This is a genomic window from Serinicoccus sediminis, assembly GCF_004153545.1.
In the GTDB taxonomy this organism is placed as follows: domain Bacteria; phylum Actinomycetota; class Actinomycetes; order Actinomycetales; family Dermatophilaceae; genus Ornithinicoccus; species Ornithinicoccus sediminis_A.
The window spans coordinates 20,325-39,626 of the sequence record NZ_SDVA01000001.1; the positions used below are offsets into that span (position 1 = coordinate 20,325).

Consider the following 19,302-nt stretch of genomic DNA (forward strand, 5'->3'; position numbering starts at 1 on the left):
CGACCCGTCACACGTCGCCGATCTCCTCAGTGTGGCACTGCGCGCGCCCCGTGGGTAGGTGCTGTGCGGGAGAGGTGTGCACCCTCGGGGGCGGAGCCCCGTGACCACCGCGACGGCCGGTCGCGACCCATGGGCCGGTCCGGCGGGGTGTCAGCGCAGGTGGCTGGCCCCGTTGAGGTCGAGGACCGCGCCCGAGGCCCACTCCGCCCGGGGGTCGGCCAGAGCGAGCACGGCGTCGGCGACCTCGTGCGGCTGGGCGACCCGGTCGAACGGGCTCTGCGCCTTCGTGGCAACCCCCCGGTCCCCAGCCAGCGCGTAGCCGGCCATCTCGGTCTCGATGAAGCCCGGTGCCACCGACGTCACGGCGATGCCGTGCCGCCCCAGCCGCTGCGCCATCGACTGGCCGAAGGAGTGCAGGCCGGCCTTGCTCGCGCCGTAGGCCGGGATGTCGGGCTCGCCCCGGTAGGCGCCGCGGCTGCCGACGTTGACGATCCTCCCGACGGGCACGTCGTCCGCGGGCGGCACGTCGATCATGTGCCGGGCCACCTGCCAGGTGAGGTGGGCGGGGCCGAGCAGGTTGGTCTCGAGCGTGCGCCGCCAGATCTCCACCCACTCGGGGTATGACGTCTCCTCCAGCGGGTGGTCGCCCCGCCGGCTCCCGCCCTCCGACGGGGCGGCCAGCATCGCCGCGTTGTTGACCAGGACGTCGACCCGGCCCAGCGCCCCGATCGCCTCGGCTGCCAGCCGTTCGACGGCGTCCGGGTCGGCGAGGTCGGCCTGGACGACGGCGTGCCCCTCGCCCGGGAGGGAGCGGCACACCTCGTGCGCGGCCGCCTCACTGCCCAGGTAGTGGACGACGACCCTGTCGCCGCGCCCCGCGAACGCTCGGGCCACCGCCGCCCCCACGCCTCGGGAGGAGCCGGTGACCAGGACGCCGCGGGAGGGGTGCGAGCTCATGCCAGTCATCCTGTCATCCGGCCGATGCGCACGAGCCACGGCTCAGCACTCCGGGGGGCTCAATCCGGAGCTGCGGGAACTCGCTCGGTTCGGGGCACGATCCTGGCCTTCCCCGCAGTGCGTCAAGGGCTTCTGGTCTGGGTGGAGGCGACGGGACTCGAACCCCTAACCCCCTGCTTGCAAAGTCCACGGATGGGGTACGCGATAACCCATTTCTGCAGTTGAGGGCGCTGCAGAGCACACCGGGTCACGCCGATTGCGTACCCCACTGCAGTACTTTTCTGGGGTACGAGTGGGTACGCCCGCTCGTTGTTGGGTCGCCAGCGCCAAGACAACTGTCGAAAATGGCCGGAGGGGCAACCCGCACGCCGCGGGTCGGCCGCTAGGACCTCGTTCGTCCGCTCGGCCTGGCAGCTACGCTGGCGCCCGTGATCACCGGAGACCTCAAGAGCAAGACTGACCGCAGCTGGGACGCCTCCTGCGCGGATGGGACCGGCAACCGCCTCGCGGTGAGCGAGCAGGTCACCTACCTGCTCTCCTGCTGTGTGTCCGGCCCTGAGCTATGGAACGTAGATTCGCGTCGACGGGCTGGGTCACGGTGAACAGGTCGCTTCATGCTCAGATCGTCGCGTTGATCTGGGCCACGGCCGATGACGTCCTTCGAGATCTCTACGTCCGCGGCAAGTACCGCGACGTCATCCTGCCCTTCACGGTCCTACGTCGGCTAGACAGCGTCCTCGAGCCGACCATAGACAACGTCATCAGGACCAAGACGGCGCTGGACGAGGCAGGCATCGTCAATCAGGATGCACCGCTCCGCGACGCGGCAGGACAGGACTTCTACAACACCTCCGGCTTCACGCTGCGCGACCTGCGCTCGGTCAGCAGCGCCGCGCGGCTCAGGCTCGACTTCGAGGCCTACCTGGACGGCTTCTCCCCCAACGTCCAGGAGATTCTCGACAACTTCGAGTTCCGCAACCAGCTCCCGCGGCTGACCAAGGCAGACGCCCTCGGCACCTTGATCGAAAGATTCCTCGACCCCGACCTCGACCTGTCGCCCAGCGGCCTCGACAACCATGCGATGGGCACAGTCTTCGAGGAGCTAGTCCGCCGCTTCAACGAGGAGAACAACGAGGAGGCCGGCGAACACTGGACACCGCGAGATGCCGTGCGTCTCATGACCCGCCTCGTGTTCGAGCCGATCGCAGACACAATCCAGTCCGGCAGCTACCTTCTGTACGACGGCGCGATGGGCACCGGCGGCATGCTGACGGTCGCCGAGGAAACCCTTCAGCAGCTCACCTTGGTGCGAGGCAAGCGCGTCAAGACGCACCTTTTCGGCCAGGAGATCAACGCCGAGACCTACGCCATTGCCAAGGCCGACCTCATCCTCAAGGGCGAGGGTCAGGCTGCGGATAATGTCATCGGAGGACCAGAGTGGTCGACGCTCTCCAACGACGCGTTCGCCAGCCGCGAGTTCGACTTCATGCTGTCCAACCCGCCCTATGGCAAGTCGTGGAAGACCGATCAGGAGCGTATGGGTGGCGCCAAGAACATCCGCGACCCCCGTTTCGTCGTGGAGCACGCCGGCGACCCCGAGTTCTCGCTCGTCACCCGCAGCAGCGACGGGCAGATGATGTTCCTGGCCAACCTCATCTCGAAGATGAAGCATCACACTGAGCTGGGCAGCCGGATAGCGGAGGTCCACAACGGCTCGTCACTGTTCACCGGCGATGCCGGGCAAGGGGAAAGCAACATCCGTCGCTGGATCATCGAGAACGACTGGCTCGAGGCGATCGTGGCTCTCCCGCTCAAGATGTTCTACAACACCGGAATCGCGACCTATGTGTGGGTGCTGAGTAACCGCAAGGAAGAGCGACGCCAAGGCAAAATTCAGCTCATCGACGCCACCGAGTGGTTCACGCCGCTGCGCAAGAATCTCGGCGACAAGGGGGTCGAATTGGCCGCTGGTGACATCGACCGCATTCTTAAGACGTTCGCCGCCTTTGACAAGGCAGCGGATCCCGACCACGCTAAGATCTTCGAGAACCGCGACTTTGGTTACTCCAAGATCGTCGTCGAGCGCCCGTTGCGAATCTTGGGCGCCGAGGAGGGGCGGGTTTACAGGCCAGCCGAAATCAAGTTCCTCAAGGAGACCGGCACGCGGGATGAGTCGGCGCCCGCCATCATCAGGAAGGTGCTGCCGAGCAACACGGAAGCCGCTCCGCTGCTGGGCCGCTTCGAGGCCCTTGTCGACGGTAAGACCCGGGTCGTGCAGTACGAACCTGACTCAGACCTGCGAGACTCCGAACAGGTCCCCCTGAACGAGCCGGCTGGAGAGTTCGCTGACGGCATCGAGGCCTTTTTCCGCCGTGAGGTCCAGCCCTATGCACCCGACGCCTGGATTGACGAGGCCAAGACCAAGATCGGCTACGAGATCTCCTTCACCCGGCACTTCTACAAGCCCACCCCGATGAGGACTCTCGCCGAGATCCAGGCCGACATTCGTGCCCTCGAGGCCGAGACCGACGACCTCATCGCCGAACTCGCCGGAGGTGCCGAATGACGGATGTCGAGCGCAGCATCGAGGGCGTCGCCAAGACGGTCGCTGGCGTCTTGACGAATCAGAAGTACGCCATCGACTACTACCAGCGGGAGTACAAGTGGGAGTCCAAGCAAATGGCGGAACTCACCGCCGACCTCACGACGAAATTCCTGGACCTCTATGACCCTAACCATGCACGCAAGGACGTCGCGAATTACGCGGGGTACTACCTCGGTTCGATCATTATTTCCCAGAAGGGCAGCGAACCCTACATCGTCGACGGCCAGCAGCGGCTCACCAGTCTCACGCTGCTGCTGACGTTCCTGCGCCGCTTGCAGGAGAACCGGCACGACAAGGTCGACGTGGACCCACTGATCTTCTCGGAGAAGTACGGGGACAAGTCCTTCAACCTCGACATACCGGACCGGGTCGACTGCATGATGGCACTCTTCGAGGATGGCACCTATGAGCCCAAGCCCGATGACCCCGAGTCCGTGACAACGCTCGTTACCAGGTACGACGAGCTGGATGACCTGTTTCCAGACGAACTTCGCGAGGACGCGCTCCCGTACTTCATCGACTGGCTCAAGGACCGAGTTCAACTCGTCCAGATCACCGCATACGCAGACGACGACGCCTACGCAATCTTCGAGACGATGAACGACCGCGGCCTCAAGCTCACACCGGCAGACATGCTGAAGGGCTACCTCTTGGCGAACACTGAGGACGGGTCTCCACGGACCAAAGCTAACAATATGTGGCGCAAGCGACTGCGCCAACTTGACGACAAGGCTGAGGAGGCGAGCTCCGACTTCCTCAAGACCTGGTTGCGCAGCCAGTACTCCACCAAGATCCGCGAGCGTCGAAGGGACTCGCGCCCACAAGACTGGGACCGCATCGGCACCGAGTTTCATCGCTGGCTGCGAAACGACCACGAACGCGTCGGGCTCACTAGCCGGCAGGACTACTATGACTTCATCGCCGTCGACCTCGACTTCTACAGCCGCCAGTATGAGCGGATCCTCGACGCGGCGCGTGGAACTTTCGGTCCGGCCAGTCCATTGCGCTACATCCGTTACAACGCGGATCACCGGTTCACGCTGCAGGATCAACTACTCCTCGCGCCCCTGCGAGTCGGCGACGACGTCGCGACGATAGACCGCAAACTCGAGCTCGTCGGGCGATTTGTCGACATCCTGATCGCGTGGCGCGTCTGGAACTTCCGCGCCACGGGCTACTCAACCATGCAGTACGCGATGTTCACGGTGATGCGGGATATCCGTGGCCTCGACGTCGGCCCCCTCGCCACTGCCCTGCGCGATTACCTGCTCAAGACCGACGAGAACTTCGACAGCAACGATGACCTCGCCGTCCACCAGCAGAACCGTAACCAGCTCCACAAGGTTCTGGCCCGGATCACCGACTACACCACGGTCAGTTCGGGCCACGTCCCCAACTACCTGGAGCTGACCAACGGCACGAAGGTGAAATATGAGGTGGAACACGTCTGGGCCAACCGCCCTGAGCGCCACACAGACGAGTTCGATCACGAAGCCGACTTCCGGAGACACCGCAACAGGATCGGTGACCTGCTCCTGCTGCCCAAGCAGTTCAACGCCAGCTACGGCGACGACCCGTACCACGAGAAGCGTCCGCGGTACTTCAGCCAAAATCTCCTCGCCGCTAGCCTCGACCCCCAGGCCTATGAGAAGAACCCCGGATTCCTGTCGTTTGTCACGTCCACGGGCCTGCCCTTCAAGCCGTACGCCGAGTTCAAGGCCTCCGACGTTATCGAGCGCGGTAACCTCTACCGCGCTATCGCCAAGCGGATCTGGAACCCAGACGACCTCCTCGCCATTGCAGAGGGTGACTAATGTTCGCGAATCTTGCGGGCTACTCTGAAACGCGCGGGACCGGACTGCCTTGGGTTTGGCGCATCCCCTCACATTGGCATGTCAACCGCGCCAAGTCAGTGATGTCCGCCGTCGACGTGCGTTCCACGTCGGGAGGCGAGGAATTGCTTACGGTTTCGTCCAGCCGTGGAGTTATCCCACGATCAACCGCGACCGTGAGCATGTTCAAGGCCGAAAGCTATGTCGGCCACAAGTTGTGCTGGCCAGAAGATCTCGTCATTAACAGCCTCTGGGCGTGGGGCAGGGGCTTGGGCGTGTCTCGCCACCACGGGATCGTCAGCACCGCGTACGGCGTCTACCGCCAGCGGGGCAACGGCAAGTTGCTGCCCGACTATCTCGACCACTTGGTGCGTTCCCAGCCCTATCAGTGGGAACTGCAGGTGCGATCACAAGGAGTGTGGAAGTCCCGACTTCAGATGACGGACGCCCGCTGGCTTGATGCGCCGCTGCTCGTACCTCCGGCCGAAGAGCAGGAAGCCATCGTCAAGTACCTCACCCACGCAAACACTCGCATCGACAAAGCCATCGCTGCCAAACGACGCCTCATAGCGCTGCTGGAAGAGCAGCAGCGGGCAGTGGTTCGTGAGTCGCTCGTGGGCGTCAGTTGGGGCTTCTGGCCGCTAGGACGGCTAGGACGACTCGTGAATGGGTCGACGCCATCACGGTCGCAACCAGAGTACTGGGGTGGCGAGATCCCGTGGCTCAACAGCTCCGTCGTCAACCAGAACGCAGTGGAGAAGGCCGATCAGTTCGTCACAGCGAAAGCGTTGGAAGAGTGCCACCTACCCCTTGTGCCTCCGAGGAGTGTCCTAATCGGCATCACTGGTCAGGGTAAAACGCGAGGAATGGCGACAATCCTGAGATTTGAATCGACCATCAATCAGCATCTGGCTTCTCTTACTCCTGACGTGCGATGCGCCTCAGCTGAATATGTTGCACTCGCTTTGACGGCCGCGTACCCCGATCTCCGGCGGCTCAGCGACGGGTCGGGGGGGACTAAGGGCGCCCTCACGCTCGCCGATCTGAAGTCATTCCGGATTCCTCTTCCGCCGATGGAGGTGCAACTTCGAGTGGTCGAGGAACTCGAAGCTTTCACGAAAAAGCAATCGCTGACTGTCGCGCGAATCATAAGAGAGATCGAGTTTCTTCAGGAGTTCCGAACGCGGTTGGTCGCGGATGTCGTCACCGGCCAGGTCGACGTTCGCGTCATCGCTGCGTCTCTTCCGCGAATCGCACCAATCACAGCAGAAAGTGATCCGGAAGTGTTCGAAGATGTTGCCCTTCATGAGATTGACGACGTGATGGAGATGCAGGGAGCCTAACCATGTCCTTGATGAACGAGGAGAGCCTGGAGTCACTCATCGTCCGACAGATGGTCGAGGGCGAGTGGACCCAGGGCACCGCCGCGGACTACGAGCCGGCGTACGCTATCGACCTATTTCAGCTCACTGCGTTCATCGAGGAGACGCAGCCCGAACTCGTCGAAGCGATCTCGCTTCGCGAACCGACGCCGAGGCGGCACGAGTTCCTCTCCAGGCTTCAGGGAGAGATCACCCGCAACGGGGTGGTGCATGTGCTCCGCAAGGGGATTGACCATCGTCAGCATCACGTCGACCTCTTCTTCCCGACGCCCACTCTCGGCAACGTCAAGGCCGCGGAGCTGTTCGCTGACAATCGGTTCACCGTGACCCGGCAGGTCCACTACAGCGTCACCGAGACCGGGCTCTCCCTGGACGTGGTGGCGTTCGTAAACGGGCTGCCAACCTTCACGTTTGAGTTGAAGAACAACATCACCAAGCAGACCTTCGACGACGCCGTCGCGCAGTACAAGCGCGACCGTGACCCTCGAGAGCTGATCTTCCAGTTTGGCCGCTGCATCGCCCACTTCGCCCTCGATGACCAGCAGGTCCGGTTCTGCACGCACCTCAAACAAAAGCAGTCCTGGTTCCTGCCCTTCGACAAGGGCTGGAACGACGGCGCGGGCAACCCACCCAACCCCAACGGAGTCAAGACCGACTACCTGTGGCGACAAATCCTTGCCCCGGCGAGCCTGGCCAACATCATCGAGAACTACGCCCAGATCCTCAGGACCAAGAACCCCCGTACCGGCAAGAAGGCGTCAGCCCAGATCTTCCCGCGCTACCACCAGCTCGATGTCGTACGGAAACTGCTCGAGGACGTGCAGGCGCACGGGGCCGGACAGCGCTACCTGATCCAGCACTCGGCCGGCAGCGGCAAGTCCAACTCCATCGCCTGGCTTGCACACCAGCTCACCGAGGCCAAGCACCACGGGGCGCGCGCATTCGACTCCGTCATCGTGGTCACTGACCGCGTCATCCTCGACAGTCAGTTGAAGGAAACCATCAAGGCGTTCATGCAGGTCGGCTCCACCGTCGTGCATGCAGACAAGTCAGGCGACCTCCGCCGAGCCATCGAGGCCGGCAGGAAGATCATCATCACGACGGTCCAGAAGTTCCCCTACATCCTCGATGACATCGGCAAGGACCACCGCGACCGGACGTTCGCGATCGTCATCGACGAGGCTCACTCCAGCCAGGGCGGCAAGACCGCCGCCGCGGTCTCAATGGCGCTCTCGTCCGCCGGCGCCGCGCAAGAAGACGAGACGGTCGAGGACATGATCAACCGGATCATCGAGGCGAAGAAGATGCTGCCGAACGCAAGCTACTTCGCGTTCACAGCCACCCCGAAGAATAGAACTCTGCAGATGTTCGGTGAGCAGTATCCAGGCGCTGAGGGCACGGCGTACCGACCCTTCCACAGCTACACGATGAAGCAGGCCACCCAGGAAGGCTTCATCATCGACGTCCTCGCCAACTTCACCCCCGTCCCGAGCTACTACAAATTGATGAAGACCGTCGAGGACGACCCGGAATTCGACACCAAGCGAGCCTCCAAGAAGCTGCGCGCATTCGTCGAGGGCAACGAGCACGCGATCCGCCTCAAGGCAGAGATTATGGTCGACCACTTCCACAGTCAGGTCATCGCTAAGCACAAGATCGACGGCAAGGCCCGGGCGATGTTGGTCACCAGCAGCATCCCGCGCTGCATCGAGTACTTCCACGCAATCACCGCCTACCTGGTCGAGCGCAAGAGCCCCTACAAGGCCATCATCGCCTTCTCGGGCGAACACGACTACAACGGCGTGCAGGTCACCGAAGCCAGCCTCAACGGCTTCCCCAGCAAGGACATCGCGGACCAAATTCGGGAAGACCCGTACCGGATCCTGGTCTGTGCCGACAAATTCCAGACCGGGTACGATGAGCCGCTGCTGCACACGATGTATGTCGATAAGACACTTTCCAGCGTCAAGGCGGTTCAGACCCTCACACGCCTCAACCGTGCCCATCCCGCCAAGCACGACGCCTTCGTGCTCGACTTCGCCAACACCGCCGATGACATCGAGCACGCCTTCTCCGACTACTACCGGACGACTCTTCTGAGCCAGGAGACGGACCCGGACAGACTTCACGACCTGGTCAACGACCTCAACAACTACGGCGTCTACACACCAGACGCGGTCGACAAGTTCGTCGAGCTCTACTTGGGTGGCGTGGACCGGGATCAGCTAGACCCGATCCTCGACGTGTGCGTCGCGGAATACGTCGAGATGCCCGAGGAGGACGACCAGGTCGCGTTCAAGGGAGCCGCTAAGGCCTTCACCCGTACCTACAACTTCCTCTCCACGGTCCTGCCCTACGGGAATCCCCAGTGGGAGAAGCTCTCGATCTTCCTGGACCACCTGATCCCCAAGTTGCCCGCACCGCGAGAGGACGACCAGTCCGCTGGGATCCTCGAGACCATCGACATGGAGTCCTACCGCGTCGAAAAGCGAGAGGCGATGAGGATCTCCCTCGCCGACGACGAAGGAGAACTCGAACCGGTGCTCGCTTCGGGCGGGGGACATGTCACGGACCCCGAGCTTGAGAGGCTCTCCAACATCCTGCAGACGTTCAACGACCAGTTCGGGAACATCGAGTGGAGTGACGCCGACCGCGTCGAGCGCCTTATCACGAAGGAGATCCCCCGCAAGGTCGCTGAGGACGAGGCGTACCAGTTCGCCCAGAAGAACAACGACCGTGCCAACGCACGTGTCGAGCACGACCGAGCGCTCGGCAAGGTGATGATGGCGGTTCTTAGGGACGACACCGAACTTTTCAAGCAGTTCAGCGACAACGACGGCTTCCGGCGGTGGTTGTCGGACGCCGTTTTCCAGTCCACGTACGGGAAATCGGCGTGATTGACCCAAACTCGAACGACTCGGCACATATACCTGCCGTGCCTCAATTGGGCGCACTTTGACTACTTCGCACAATGGCCATGGGTTATGTCCTGATGTGCGAAGTCCACGATTCCGGTACGCGAAAACCACATCCCGCAGATCAGCGCGTTGCAGAGCACTCGATCGCGCCGATTGCGTACCCGCCTGCAGTACTCTGCGGGGGTACGGTCCGACGTGTGTAGATGTTCAAGCGGAGTGCCATCACCACCGCCGAGGGAGGGGGCCCCTCGGCGCCACCCTCGCCCCGTCTATGGGGTGCGGTCGATGCGGCGTCAAGTGGGTTCAGGCGACCGGTGGGGCGTGACAACGCTGTACCGCCGATCTTCGGACATCTAAGTGCCGGTGACCGAAGGGGCAGAGCCCCGTTCGCCAGAGTCACAAGCCTGACTATGCCCTCTCCCACCAGAGGGCACTCGGCAACGGCGTCACTGGATCGGATTGTGACTCGCATGCTGCCCAAACTGACTCGCGCCGATGCCCCTCCAACCGCTGCCGTCCCCCGGGTCGCGAGGGCAGCCCACACGGCCGCATCCTGCTGTAGGTTCGCTGGGTGAAGATCAACGTTCCCGGCTTCCTGGACACGCCGAAGGTCGACGCAAGCGGCCAGCCATACGTAGGCCGCCTATTGCTACGCAACGTCCAGTGGACGGACGAGTCGGACCTCTTCGGAACCGTCACCGTCACCCTCGAACAGGTTGCAGACGCCGCGGAGGGCCGCCTGCTGTGGACGGACCAGGCGGTACAGCGCGGTCTGCAACCCACAGCCCCCAAGAACACGGCACGAGAGCTGCCTCTGTCTGACGGCTACCCTGATGCGGGACACTATATTTTCGATGCACGTAACGCCGATGACATGACGGAGAAGTTGCTGGCGAATGATCAACTGTTCTTAAGTCCACTTGTCTGGAACCTGCGACCAGGAACCTTCGAGGCGTATTGGAACGAAGAGACGTCAGAACTGCATTTGTACAATGGAAAGATTTATCTCCCGGACTCGCATCATCGTCATCAAGCCATCCTTAAGGCCATGCGCGCCTACCGCGATCACGAGACCGGCTACCCCAAGTTCCGGCCAGGTAAACAACTCAAGGTAGAGCTCTACCTGCTCGATCAGAACGGGGAGGGGGATTACTTCTTCGACAAGAACCAGAGACCTAAGCCGACTGCTTTGTCCAAGGCGTACGATCTCACTTCATCGGATGATCTTTCCATGCTGGCCAAGCGTGTGCTGGAAGAAAATCCGGACCTAGACCGAGGAACTAACCGTGTGACCGATCGACTGGGGAAGAAAGCTCCCCATTTTGTCACCCTATCCACGTTGCGAGAAGCAATGAGAACCTTTGCTGGGGGGACGGAGGTGACCGAAACCGAGATGGAGGGCCTCGCTTCGATAGCTGCCGAATTCTTTACCATGTTGGCGCAGGTGAGGCCAGAACTTCGAGCTAGTACCCCGCAGTCCGACCGGGATGGGAAATTGGCCTCGGCAGGGGTCATGTTCCATGCCTACGCACATTTGATGAGGGACTATCAGTCGGATATTGCAAGCCTTGGCCCGCGGGCTGCGAAAAACAAGTGGTCAGGTGCACTCTCGCGCTTGGCACCAGAATCTGTTGTCAAAGTCGATCAATGGACCGGGGACTTCTTTGATGTAAGCAATCCTGAATGGCAGGACTCTGGGATCACGCGCCTCAATCGAAACAATCGACTGACGGTTCTAAATACAGGCGGAGCCCGCACGGCGGCGGCAGGTGTTCTCCGACGGCGCGTCCGTGCGGAGAGTAACGGGACTGTGGGGATGTGATGGCTTGGGACCCAACGCGCATACCGTCCCTCCTTCCTGGTAGGTCAACCAGGCCCCTAGACGAACAGCGCGTGAGCAGTGTTGTCGCAACATTCACTGGCCTGCAGGTGGATATACGACCGGAGGACCGCTGCGATTTCCGGCATGAGGAGTCGGTGCAAACCCATTTCGAACCCGCGGTGGGGGAGGATGGGTCTGCCTACGGTGTGATCGTCTTCGGTCCTGACATTTTCCCCGGTACCGGCGTACTTGACCCCAATAGCGAGCTGTCCATGAAAGCCGCGGCAGCGCACGAGCTGAGTCACTACCACCGTTGGCGAGACACGACTGAACTGCCGGTCGGCCACCTAGACGAGGCGTTAACGAGTTTGGACGCAGCGCTGAGATATGCGCGTGAACTCTCTATGCACGAAATTCAGCAACTTATCCGGGATGCGGTAAAGCGGATTAGCCTTCACAGGCAGGAACTAGAGAACGAGTCTGATGGCACCGGGGAAGGGTGAGGCGGCTCTTCTTGGTCTTCGTCAGAGACTGTTCATAGGGAGGGGCCAGACGCCTCGCGTGAGGCGCCCTCATGGAGCGCATTACGCTCTGCTCGGCGCTGGCTGGCTTGGAGGTTATGGGAACCAGCGTCCGCCCTCAGCTTGGGGGAAACCGAAGACAACGCGTTCAGTCGCCGGTTGAGTTGGAGCTGGTGTCTGGCTGCGTCAGGTTCTTTGATGGGCGGCCCTGCTGGATGTGGCTCGGTGGAGGGGATGTCGTGGGCCGCGCGCCAGACGGCGAGGTCGCCGATGAGGTGGTCGTCGACGTCGGGGGACAGGGTCCGCTGCCAGGGCAGCCGGTCGACCCCACCCACTTGCTGGGCTTCGGCGGCGACGCGCTCGGCGAGCTGGTGGACCCGGTGGGTGAGCCGGTCGAGATAGCCGCTAGTCTCCGGCGTTTGCCACAGTACGGGTGGGACGTCGGGCAGCCAGGGCAGGGGGGCGTCCCGGTAGGACGGCGGGGTTGCACCGCTGATGCGCCACGCGAGGGCGGCGGCGGGGTCGTCGGCCTCGGTGAGGGACTGCGTGCCGCGGTACCAGGTGGCCTGCTCGATCACGGACCGGGGCGGGGTCCCGTCGACCCAGCGCAGCGCGAGCTGGCCGCGGAGGTGCGAGTAGGCCGGCTGCTCGGTGAGGCCCGGTAGCCACCGCTCGAGCGCGTCGTCCAGGTCCGCCATCCGCTCGTGTCCGAGGTGCTGCTGGGCCAGGACCGGCAGGGCGTCCTGGTAGGCCAGCACAGTCTGCCGCAGCAGCTGAGCGGCGTCCCCGCGCTCGACCGTTGTCGCGGACAGGGCGCGGCCGTCGCGGGCGAGGATGTCTGTGAGCAGCTGCCGCGGCTCCACGACCGTGTCCTGCACCTCGGGCCCGACACCATCCCGCGAGGCGGCAGGCGTGGCGAGGTAGAGGTGGTTGGCCTGACGCCCGCGGGAGAGGGCGACGTACAGCCCCTGGCGGGTCTCAGTTCCGGTGAGGACGGTGTGGGTGGTGTCGACGGTCGTGCCCTGGGCGCCGTGGATCGTGCTGACGTACCCCAGCTGCACATGCTCGGCCACATAGTCCGCGGAGAGGGTGGTCTGACGGGCAGCCCCCGTGCAGGAGCTTCCATCGTGGCGTTCTACTGAGAGAGCGCCGTCGGGGTGGACGGTGAGGATGTGCCATCGGTCGCCGTTCTTGACCCAGGACCCGTCCGCAGCGCGCAGACGTCGGTCGTTGCGGCGAGTGACGATGGTGTCGCCGATGCTGGCGCGGGTGCCGTCGGCCAGGGTCACCTCCCGCCCGGGCTGTTGCCCGGTGGCGTCGACGCGGTCCTGACGGGCGCGCTGGTTCAGCTCCCGTACGGTGTCGCGGGTTGCGGCCAGCAGCAGGCTAGACAGTCCGGTCTGCTGGTCTGCAGACCAGGCGGCATACGCCGCCTCGACCACGTCCCCGGTATCGCCGGTGCGGACCCGGCCCTGGTCGAGGTAGTGCTCCAGGGCTGCCGGGTCACCATCGCGGATCAACAGGGTGGCCACGCCTTCGGCCGGGTCGGTGAACCGGTGCAGCTCGGTCAACGTCACGGTCGTGCCGTGTGCGTAACCCTGCTCGGCCAGATCCCGGAACACCCCGCCGGCGGCGACGGCCGCCAGCTGCTGGTCGTCCCCAACCAACCGCACGCTGCCACCGGCGTCGACGACGTGCCGGACCACGGCTGCGAGGTCGCGGGTGCCGGCCATCCCGGCCTCGTCGATCAGCACCAACGTCCCCGGTCCCACGCGGCGGCTCACGCCACCGGCCTGATCGAGCGTCGCCTGATCGGCTCCGGTCCTGGTCTCGTGATGGTGCTTGGCGAGGGTGTCGGCGGGGATACCGGTGGCGCGGCCGAGCTCCTCGGCCGCGACCGCGGTGGGGGCAAGGCCCTGGACGGTGCCGCCGGAGGCCTCCCAGGCCCGGGCGAGCACGCGCAGGGCGGCGGTCTTGCCGGCGCCGGCCGGCGCCAGGGCGACCTGGACCCGGCATCCGCTGGTGGCCAGGTTGCGGACCATCGCGGTCTGAGACCGGTCCAGGCTCGGCCCGTCCGCGCTCTGCGTGGCCAGGACGGTCTCGACCACGGACGCGTCGGCCTGGCGGCCGTCGCGGCGCAGCCCCAGAGCGAGGAGTTCCTCCTCCGCGGACAGGATCGCCTGGGAGCTGTAGGCCTGGCTGCCGTGCACGATGTGGGCGGACTGCCCGTCCTGGCGGCGCAGCACCTCCGGCTCGCCCAGCTCCGGCGGTACTCCGACGGGTACGGAGAAGCGCTGCACCACCCACCTTTCAACCTCAATGGCGTGCTCCTCGAGCCGGGCCAGGGGCACCTGGGCGGCGCGGAGCTGACGCAGCGTCTCTGCTCGTACGTGCCAGACCTGCCACGTCGCCCGCGACGCTTCCAGCACCGACAGGACCCGGGCGGCGAGGATCTGGGGACGCACGTCCCCACCCCGCCGCTCCAGGATGCGTCCCTGGAGCGTCCCCACCCGCCCACCTGCGGTGATGCCCGCGTCTCCACCACGCTCCCGGGTGCGTCTCCACCCCGCCCCCACCGCCGCAGCGACCATCTCCTCCGGGCCCTTTCCCTCCCTGGCGAGCACGGCGGTGGCCTGCGCCCGCCAGGCCTGGCGTTGCTCGGCCTCCGAGCGGGGCTCGTGCTTGCCCGGTCGCGTTTCCAGGTTCGCCTGCTGCGCCAGCGCCAGGGACTCGATCGCGGTGGGGGCCCGGCCGTGGTCGGCCCGGAACGCCTCGACGAGCTCGCGCTGCCGGGCCTCGATCGCCTGCCGCCGCGACGACCACGCAGTCAGGAGGGCCGGGTCGATGCCGTCGATCTCGCGCACCGCCCGCTTGCCCTCCGGTGAGGGACGCCCGCTGAAGTGCACGCCGAGGCGATCCACGAGGCCGGCTTCGAGGTGGGTGTTGTAGTGCTCGGACGCCATCACCTTGGCCTTGAACAGCATCCGCCCGTCCAGGGTCAACCACCGTCCGCCCTCCCCAGGCAGGGACTGGACCTTGTTGGAGACGACGACGTGGGTGTGCAGGTCCGGGTCCCCGGTGCGCGAGTCGCGGTGGTCGAACGCCGCCGCGACCAACCCGACCACGGGCACCTGGCGGATGCCGCCCTTGCCCACCCGGGTGAACGCCACCTCCCGCTCCAGCATCGCCAGCGTGGCGCCGACCGCGTCCTCGTGCGCGGCTTCCACCTGTCGCGCGATCTCGGCCGGCGCGAGGGCCCACAGCGCCGAGACCGACTTCACCGGCGAGAACGTCAGGTCGAACCCCGCCACCGGCACCTGCGCCGGCCGCGACGCCTTCGCGACGAACCTCGTCAGCTCGCCCTCGTCCGCGGGTGCTCGGCCGTGCCGCTGCTCGAACGCCTCGTTGGCGACCTGGGTGCGGATCCGCGCCCGCTCCCCTACCGGGATCGGGGCGTTCCACGCCAGTCCTCGACTGGTGTTGTGCTCGCTGAACGCCCGCGCCGTCACCTGCCGCAGGGTGGTCGCGTCGAAGGTCGGGAACGCCCGACCCAACGCACCCCTCCCCTTCGCGGCGGCCTCGGGTTCGTCGGAGCGGGGGTGGCGGCCCTGGCCGAAGAGCAGCTTCATCTGTTCCTCGGTCACCACGTCACCCACGGCCAGGTCGAGGCCGGCCAGGCCGGTGCCGAGCCACCGACCGGGCGCCTCACCCTTCTCCTCGTAGTAGGACGCGAGCCCGACCTGGCGCCTCTCGGTGGCGTCGTGGGCAGCGACCTGCTGCGTCAGGTACGTGTACCCGCTGCCGGCGGCGAGCTTGTGCAAGGTCATCACACCTACCAGAAGCGGACGAGCAGCCCTCAGGGAGTCACTTATCTGCCACCAATTTCACCGAGTGCACCAGGTGTGTCCTCGATCTGCTGGTGCTGGGTGTCGGTCGGTCGCGGAGCTGCTCAGAAAAAAAGTTCAAGAAAGTGAGTCCCGGAGGGGGGTCTCGGCCGCTTTAGGGGGTAGACGGGTTCGTCGTCCGGTGGGTTATCCACAGGGACGGTCGAGTGCCTGTCTGGTCCGCACGGGATCTGGCCTACTGGAGGTTGGTCCCTGAACGAAGGGAGTGGACATGTCGACGATGGCGAGCGGGAGTCCGGAGCAGCGGAGCAAGGCACCGGTCGGGCCGCTGCAACGGCGGTGGTACAGCGTGCCCGAGGTGGCGGAGATGCTCGGTTACGGGCCCACTAAGGTGCGCATGATGTGCATCTCCGGCGACCTGCGATCGCTCAAGGACGGCGGGTCCCGGCGCATCCTGCCGGCGTGGGTCGACGAGTACGTCGCCAAGCGGGCGGCCGAGGCGGAGGCGGACTGGCCGTGAGCAGGCGGGCGAACGGCGAGGGGTCGATCTACCCGTACCGGAACGGCTTCGCGGCGCACGTATGGATCACCACCCCCGCGGGCCGGCGCCAGCGCAAGTCCGTCTACGGCAAGACCCGGGCCGAGGTCCACGAGAAGTGGCTCCGGCTGCACGAGCAGGCGCGGCGCGGACCGGTCGTTCCGGTCTCGCCCCGCCTGCGCGACTTCCTGGAGCAGTGGCTGACGGAGACCGTCCGCCCCGGGCTCTCCCCGGCCACGGCGAGCAACTACGAGATGTTCTCCCGGCTCTACATCGTCCCCGACCTGGGGGACCGCAGGCTCGAGAAGCTGGCGGTCCGCGACGTCCAGACCTGGGTCAACGAGCTGCGGGTGCGATGCCAGTGCTGCTTCCAGGGCAAGGACGCCGCCCGGCCGGAGCCGCAGTGCTGCGCCCGCGGGCAGTGCTGCCACGAGGTCGCCTCCGAGTGGACGGTCCACCAGGCGTGGCGGGTGCTCCGCGGGGCGCTGACCCAGGCGATGCGGGAGGAGCTCGTCTTCCGCAATGTGGCCGCGCTCGTGCGCGTGCCCGTGCCCCGGGCGAAGCGAGCAGCGGTGTGGTCGGTGGACGACGCGCGGCGGTTCCTCGAGTCGGCCCGCGATGCCGGGGATGCGATGTACGCGGCCTACGTGCTGCTCCTCGTGCTCGGGCTGCGGCGGGGCGAGGTGCTCGGCCTGGCGTGGGAGGACGTCGACCTGGAGCGGGGCGAGGCGTACATCGCCTGGCAGGTCCAGCGGGTCGACGGCCGGCTGCTCCGGCGGCGGACGAAGACCCCCTCCTCGGACGCGCCGCTGCCTCTTCCGGACATCGCCGTGCAGGCGCTCGCGCGGCATCGGGAAGAGGAGGATCGACGAAGGGCGGCCGCCGGTGACATGTGGGGCGACTGTGGTCTCGTCTTCACGACCCGCCTGGGCGACCCGCTCGACCCGCGCAACTTCCACACGGCGTTCAAGACCCGGGCGCGCAAGGCCGGCGTCCCGGTCGTCCCGGTCCACGCCATGCGGCGGACCTGCGCGAGCCTGCTCGTCTCGATGGACGTGCACCCGCGGGTGGCGATGGCGGTGCTACGGCACAGCAGGATCTCGATGACCATGGAGGTCTACTCCCAGGTCTCGTCGCAGGCCACGCGCGAGGCACTGCGCCAGCTCGGCGGACGACTGGGCGGCTCGGCTGGCTAGACCGGCTCCCGCCCCATGTGCGACAAACGAAGATGTCGCGGTTCGACGACAAATGCACATGTCGTGGTACTGTGACATTCCGAGATGTCACAGAACTGTGACATCTACGGTTGGGAGGTGGGTCGCATGCTCAGGACGGTCCGAGACGTCGGTGCGGCGGTGCGCCGAGCACGCCGGGAGGCCGGGCTCAGTCAGGAGGCTCTCGCGGACCGGGCGGGGGTCTCCCGCCAGTGGCTCTCCCGCGTGGAAGCGGGGAAGGGTCCCTCCGCGGAGATGGGCAAGGTGCTCGACGTCCTTGCCGCGCTCGGACTCGCGGTCGACCTGGTCACCACCCCCGTGGCCGAGGCCACGGACAATGACCCGTTTGCCGGTCTCTTCGAGGACGGCTCATGACGGCATTCCTGAACGTCTACCTCGACGGCGTCCTTGCCGGACAGCTGGCGCAGACCGCTGGTGGGGCGCTCGCCTTTGCCTACGACAGTTCCTACACCGCCCGCGCCAACCCCACGCCGCTCTCGCTGTCGATGCCGCTGAGTGGGTCGCGGCACTCGAACCGTGTCGTCGCCGCCTGGCTCGAGGGGCTCCTCCCGGACAACCTCGCCGTGCGGGAGGAGTGGGCTCGTAGGTTCGAGGTGTCACCGCGCAACCCGTTCGCCCTGCTCCGGCACGTCGGGCGCGATGCCGCGGGGGCCGTGCAGGTGCTTCCCGTCGACGTCGACCCACCGGATGCAGCTGGGCGCACGGGCGACGTCCGCCGGCTCCCCGAAGACGAGCTCTCGGGTCTCCTTCTGCGCCTGACGGTGGGGGACCACGGCTGGGACGTCGGTGCCGGTTCCGGACGATGGAGCCTGGCGGGAGCGCAGAACAAGGTGGCGCTGCACCGCCTGGACGACGGCGGGTGGGGTGTTCCCCAGGACGCGACGCCGACGACGCACATCTTCAAACCGACCCGCGCCGGCACCCGCTTCGAGGACCTGCACGTCAACGAGTTCGTCTGCCTGCGTGCCGCGGGTCTGCTGGGCCTGCGCGTCGCCCGGGTGGACCTGGTCGACGTCGGCGGGGCCAAGACGCTGGTCTCCACACGCTACGACCGCGGTCGCGGACAGGACGGGATGTGGTTGCGCCTCCATCAGGAAGACCTGCTGCAGGCCATGAGCTACCCACCGACCAAGAAGTACCAGTCCGACGGCGGCCCCAGCGTCAAGAACGTCGCCTCGCTCCTGTCGACGCTGGCCCTCGCGGACCGCGATGCCGTGCGGTCGGCGTTCTTCGACGCCTTCGCCTTCAACGTCCTGGTGGGCGGGACCGACGCCCACGCGAAGAACTACTCCCTGCTCCTGCGCGGGCCACGGGTGGCCCTGGCACCCCTCTACGACGTCGCGTCCTATGCGCCGTACCTGAAGAGGGGCGAGGCGGTGCGGAGCTCGATGAAGGTGGGGCGCACCTGGCTCGTCCGCGACGTGACCGTCGAGGACTGGGTCGCCGTCGGTCGCTCCCTGGGTCTGGAGGCGACCGAGGCCGTGGACCGCGTGGAGCGCCTGCGCACAGGCCTGCCCGACGCAGTCCTCGCAGCGGCTGAGGCCGCACCCGCGCCCTTCGTCGAGGATGCCCGCCGTGTCGCCACTGCCGTCGCTCGGCAGGACCACCTGCAGGCACCGCGCCTTCCACGCCCGTGACCACATACCT

12 protein-coding genes are annotated in these 19,302 nt (G+C 65.6%); 10 read left to right on the plus strand and 2 right to left on the minus strand.

From position 1 onward, the window contains the following. Positions 1–150 precede the first annotated feature (150 nt). The gene (locus EUS26_RS00095; protein ID WP_130011157.1) at positions 151–957 is read right to left on the minus strand and encodes an SDR family NAD(P)-dependent oxidoreductase; all 807 of its coding nucleotides are present in this window, start codon (positions 955–957) and stop codon (positions 151–153) included. 598 nt (positions 958–1,555) lie between these two features. Here EUS26_RS00095 and EUS26_RS00100 point away from each other — a divergent pair. The 6 genes from EUS26_RS00100 to EUS26_RS00125 all read left to right on the plus strand — a co-directional run bounded on the left by EUS26_RS00100 (position 1,556) and on the right by EUS26_RS00125 (position 12,019). Then, positions 1,556–3,523, plus strand: a complete 1,968-nt coding sequence (locus EUS26_RS00100; RefSeq protein WP_238148739.1) for a type I restriction-modification system subunit M — start codon at positions 1,556–1,558, stop codon at positions 3,521–3,523. Continuing rightward, positions 3,520–5,376: a DUF262 domain-containing protein gene (locus tag EUS26_RS00105; protein WP_130011159.1), complete on the plus strand. Its 1,857-nt coding sequence runs from the start codon at positions 3,520–3,522 to the stop codon at positions 5,374–5,376. Before EUS26_RS00100 ends, EUS26_RS00105 begins: the two co-directional genes overlap by 4 nt. A gap of 200 nt (positions 5,377–5,576) precedes the next feature. After that, positions 5,577–6,737 carry a restriction endonuclease subunit S gene (locus EUS26_RS00110; protein WP_238148772.1) on the plus strand — a complete coding sequence of 387 codons (1,161 nt, stop codon included), beginning with the start codon at positions 5,577–5,579 and terminating at the stop codon, positions 6,735–6,737. 11 nt (positions 6,738–6,748) lie between these two features. Beyond that, positions 6,749–9,673 (plus strand): type I restriction endonuclease subunit R, encoded by a 2,925-nt coding sequence (locus tag EUS26_RS00115; RefSeq protein WP_238148740.1) that lies wholly within the window; start codon positions 6,749–6,751, stop codon positions 9,671–9,673. Positions 9,674–10,265: 592 nt separating this feature from the next. Further along, on the plus strand, positions 10,266–11,516 hold the full coding sequence (locus tag EUS26_RS00120; RefSeq protein WP_130011162.1) for a DNA sulfur modification protein DndB: 1,251 nt from the start codon (positions 10,266–10,268) through the stop codon (positions 11,514–11,516). Positions 11,517–11,587: 71 nt separating this feature from the next. Further along, the gene (locus EUS26_RS00125; RefSeq protein WP_130011163.1) at positions 11,588–12,019 is read left to right on the plus strand and encodes a hypothetical protein; all 432 of its coding nucleotides are present in this window, start codon (positions 11,588–11,590) and stop codon (positions 12,017–12,019) included. A gap of 32 nt (positions 12,020–12,051) precedes the next feature. On the opposite strand, the gene mobF is transcribed toward EUS26_RS00125, so the two are convergent. Further along, the gene (gene mobF, locus EUS26_RS17500; protein ID WP_130011164.1) at positions 12,052–15,864 is read right to left on the minus strand and encodes a MobF family relaxase; all 3,813 of its coding nucleotides are present in this window, start codon (positions 15,862–15,864) and stop codon (positions 12,052–12,054) included. A gap of 289 nt (positions 15,865–16,153) precedes the next feature. Here mobF and EUS26_RS00135 point away from each other — a divergent pair, with 289 nt between their 5' ends. The 4 genes from EUS26_RS00135 (at position 16,154) to EUS26_RS00150 (ending at position 19,292) form a co-directional block, all read left to right on the plus strand. Then, a complete protein-coding gene (locus tag EUS26_RS00135; RefSeq protein ID WP_229665803.1) occupies positions 16,154–16,402 on the plus strand; it encodes a helix-turn-helix domain-containing protein in 249 nt (82 codons plus the stop codon). Next, entirely contained in the window at positions 16,399–17,616 is a 1,218-nt protein-coding gene (locus EUS26_RS00140) for a tyrosine-type recombinase/integrase (RefSeq protein ID WP_130011165.1), read from the plus strand. The genes EUS26_RS00135 and EUS26_RS00140 overlap by 4 nt, the downstream gene beginning before the upstream one ends. A gap of 126 nt (positions 17,617–17,742) precedes the next feature. Beyond that, positions 17,743–18,009 (plus strand): helix-turn-helix domain-containing protein, encoded by a 267-nt coding sequence (locus EUS26_RS00145; protein ID WP_130011166.1) that lies wholly within the window; start codon positions 17,743–17,745, stop codon positions 18,007–18,009. After that, on the plus strand, positions 18,006–19,292 hold the full coding sequence (locus EUS26_RS00150; protein ID WP_130011167.1) for a type II toxin-antitoxin system HipA family toxin: 1,287 nt from the start codon (positions 18,006–18,008) through the stop codon (positions 19,290–19,292). Before EUS26_RS00145 ends, EUS26_RS00150 begins: the two co-directional genes overlap by 4 nt. Positions 19,293–19,302: the final 10 nt, after the last annotated feature.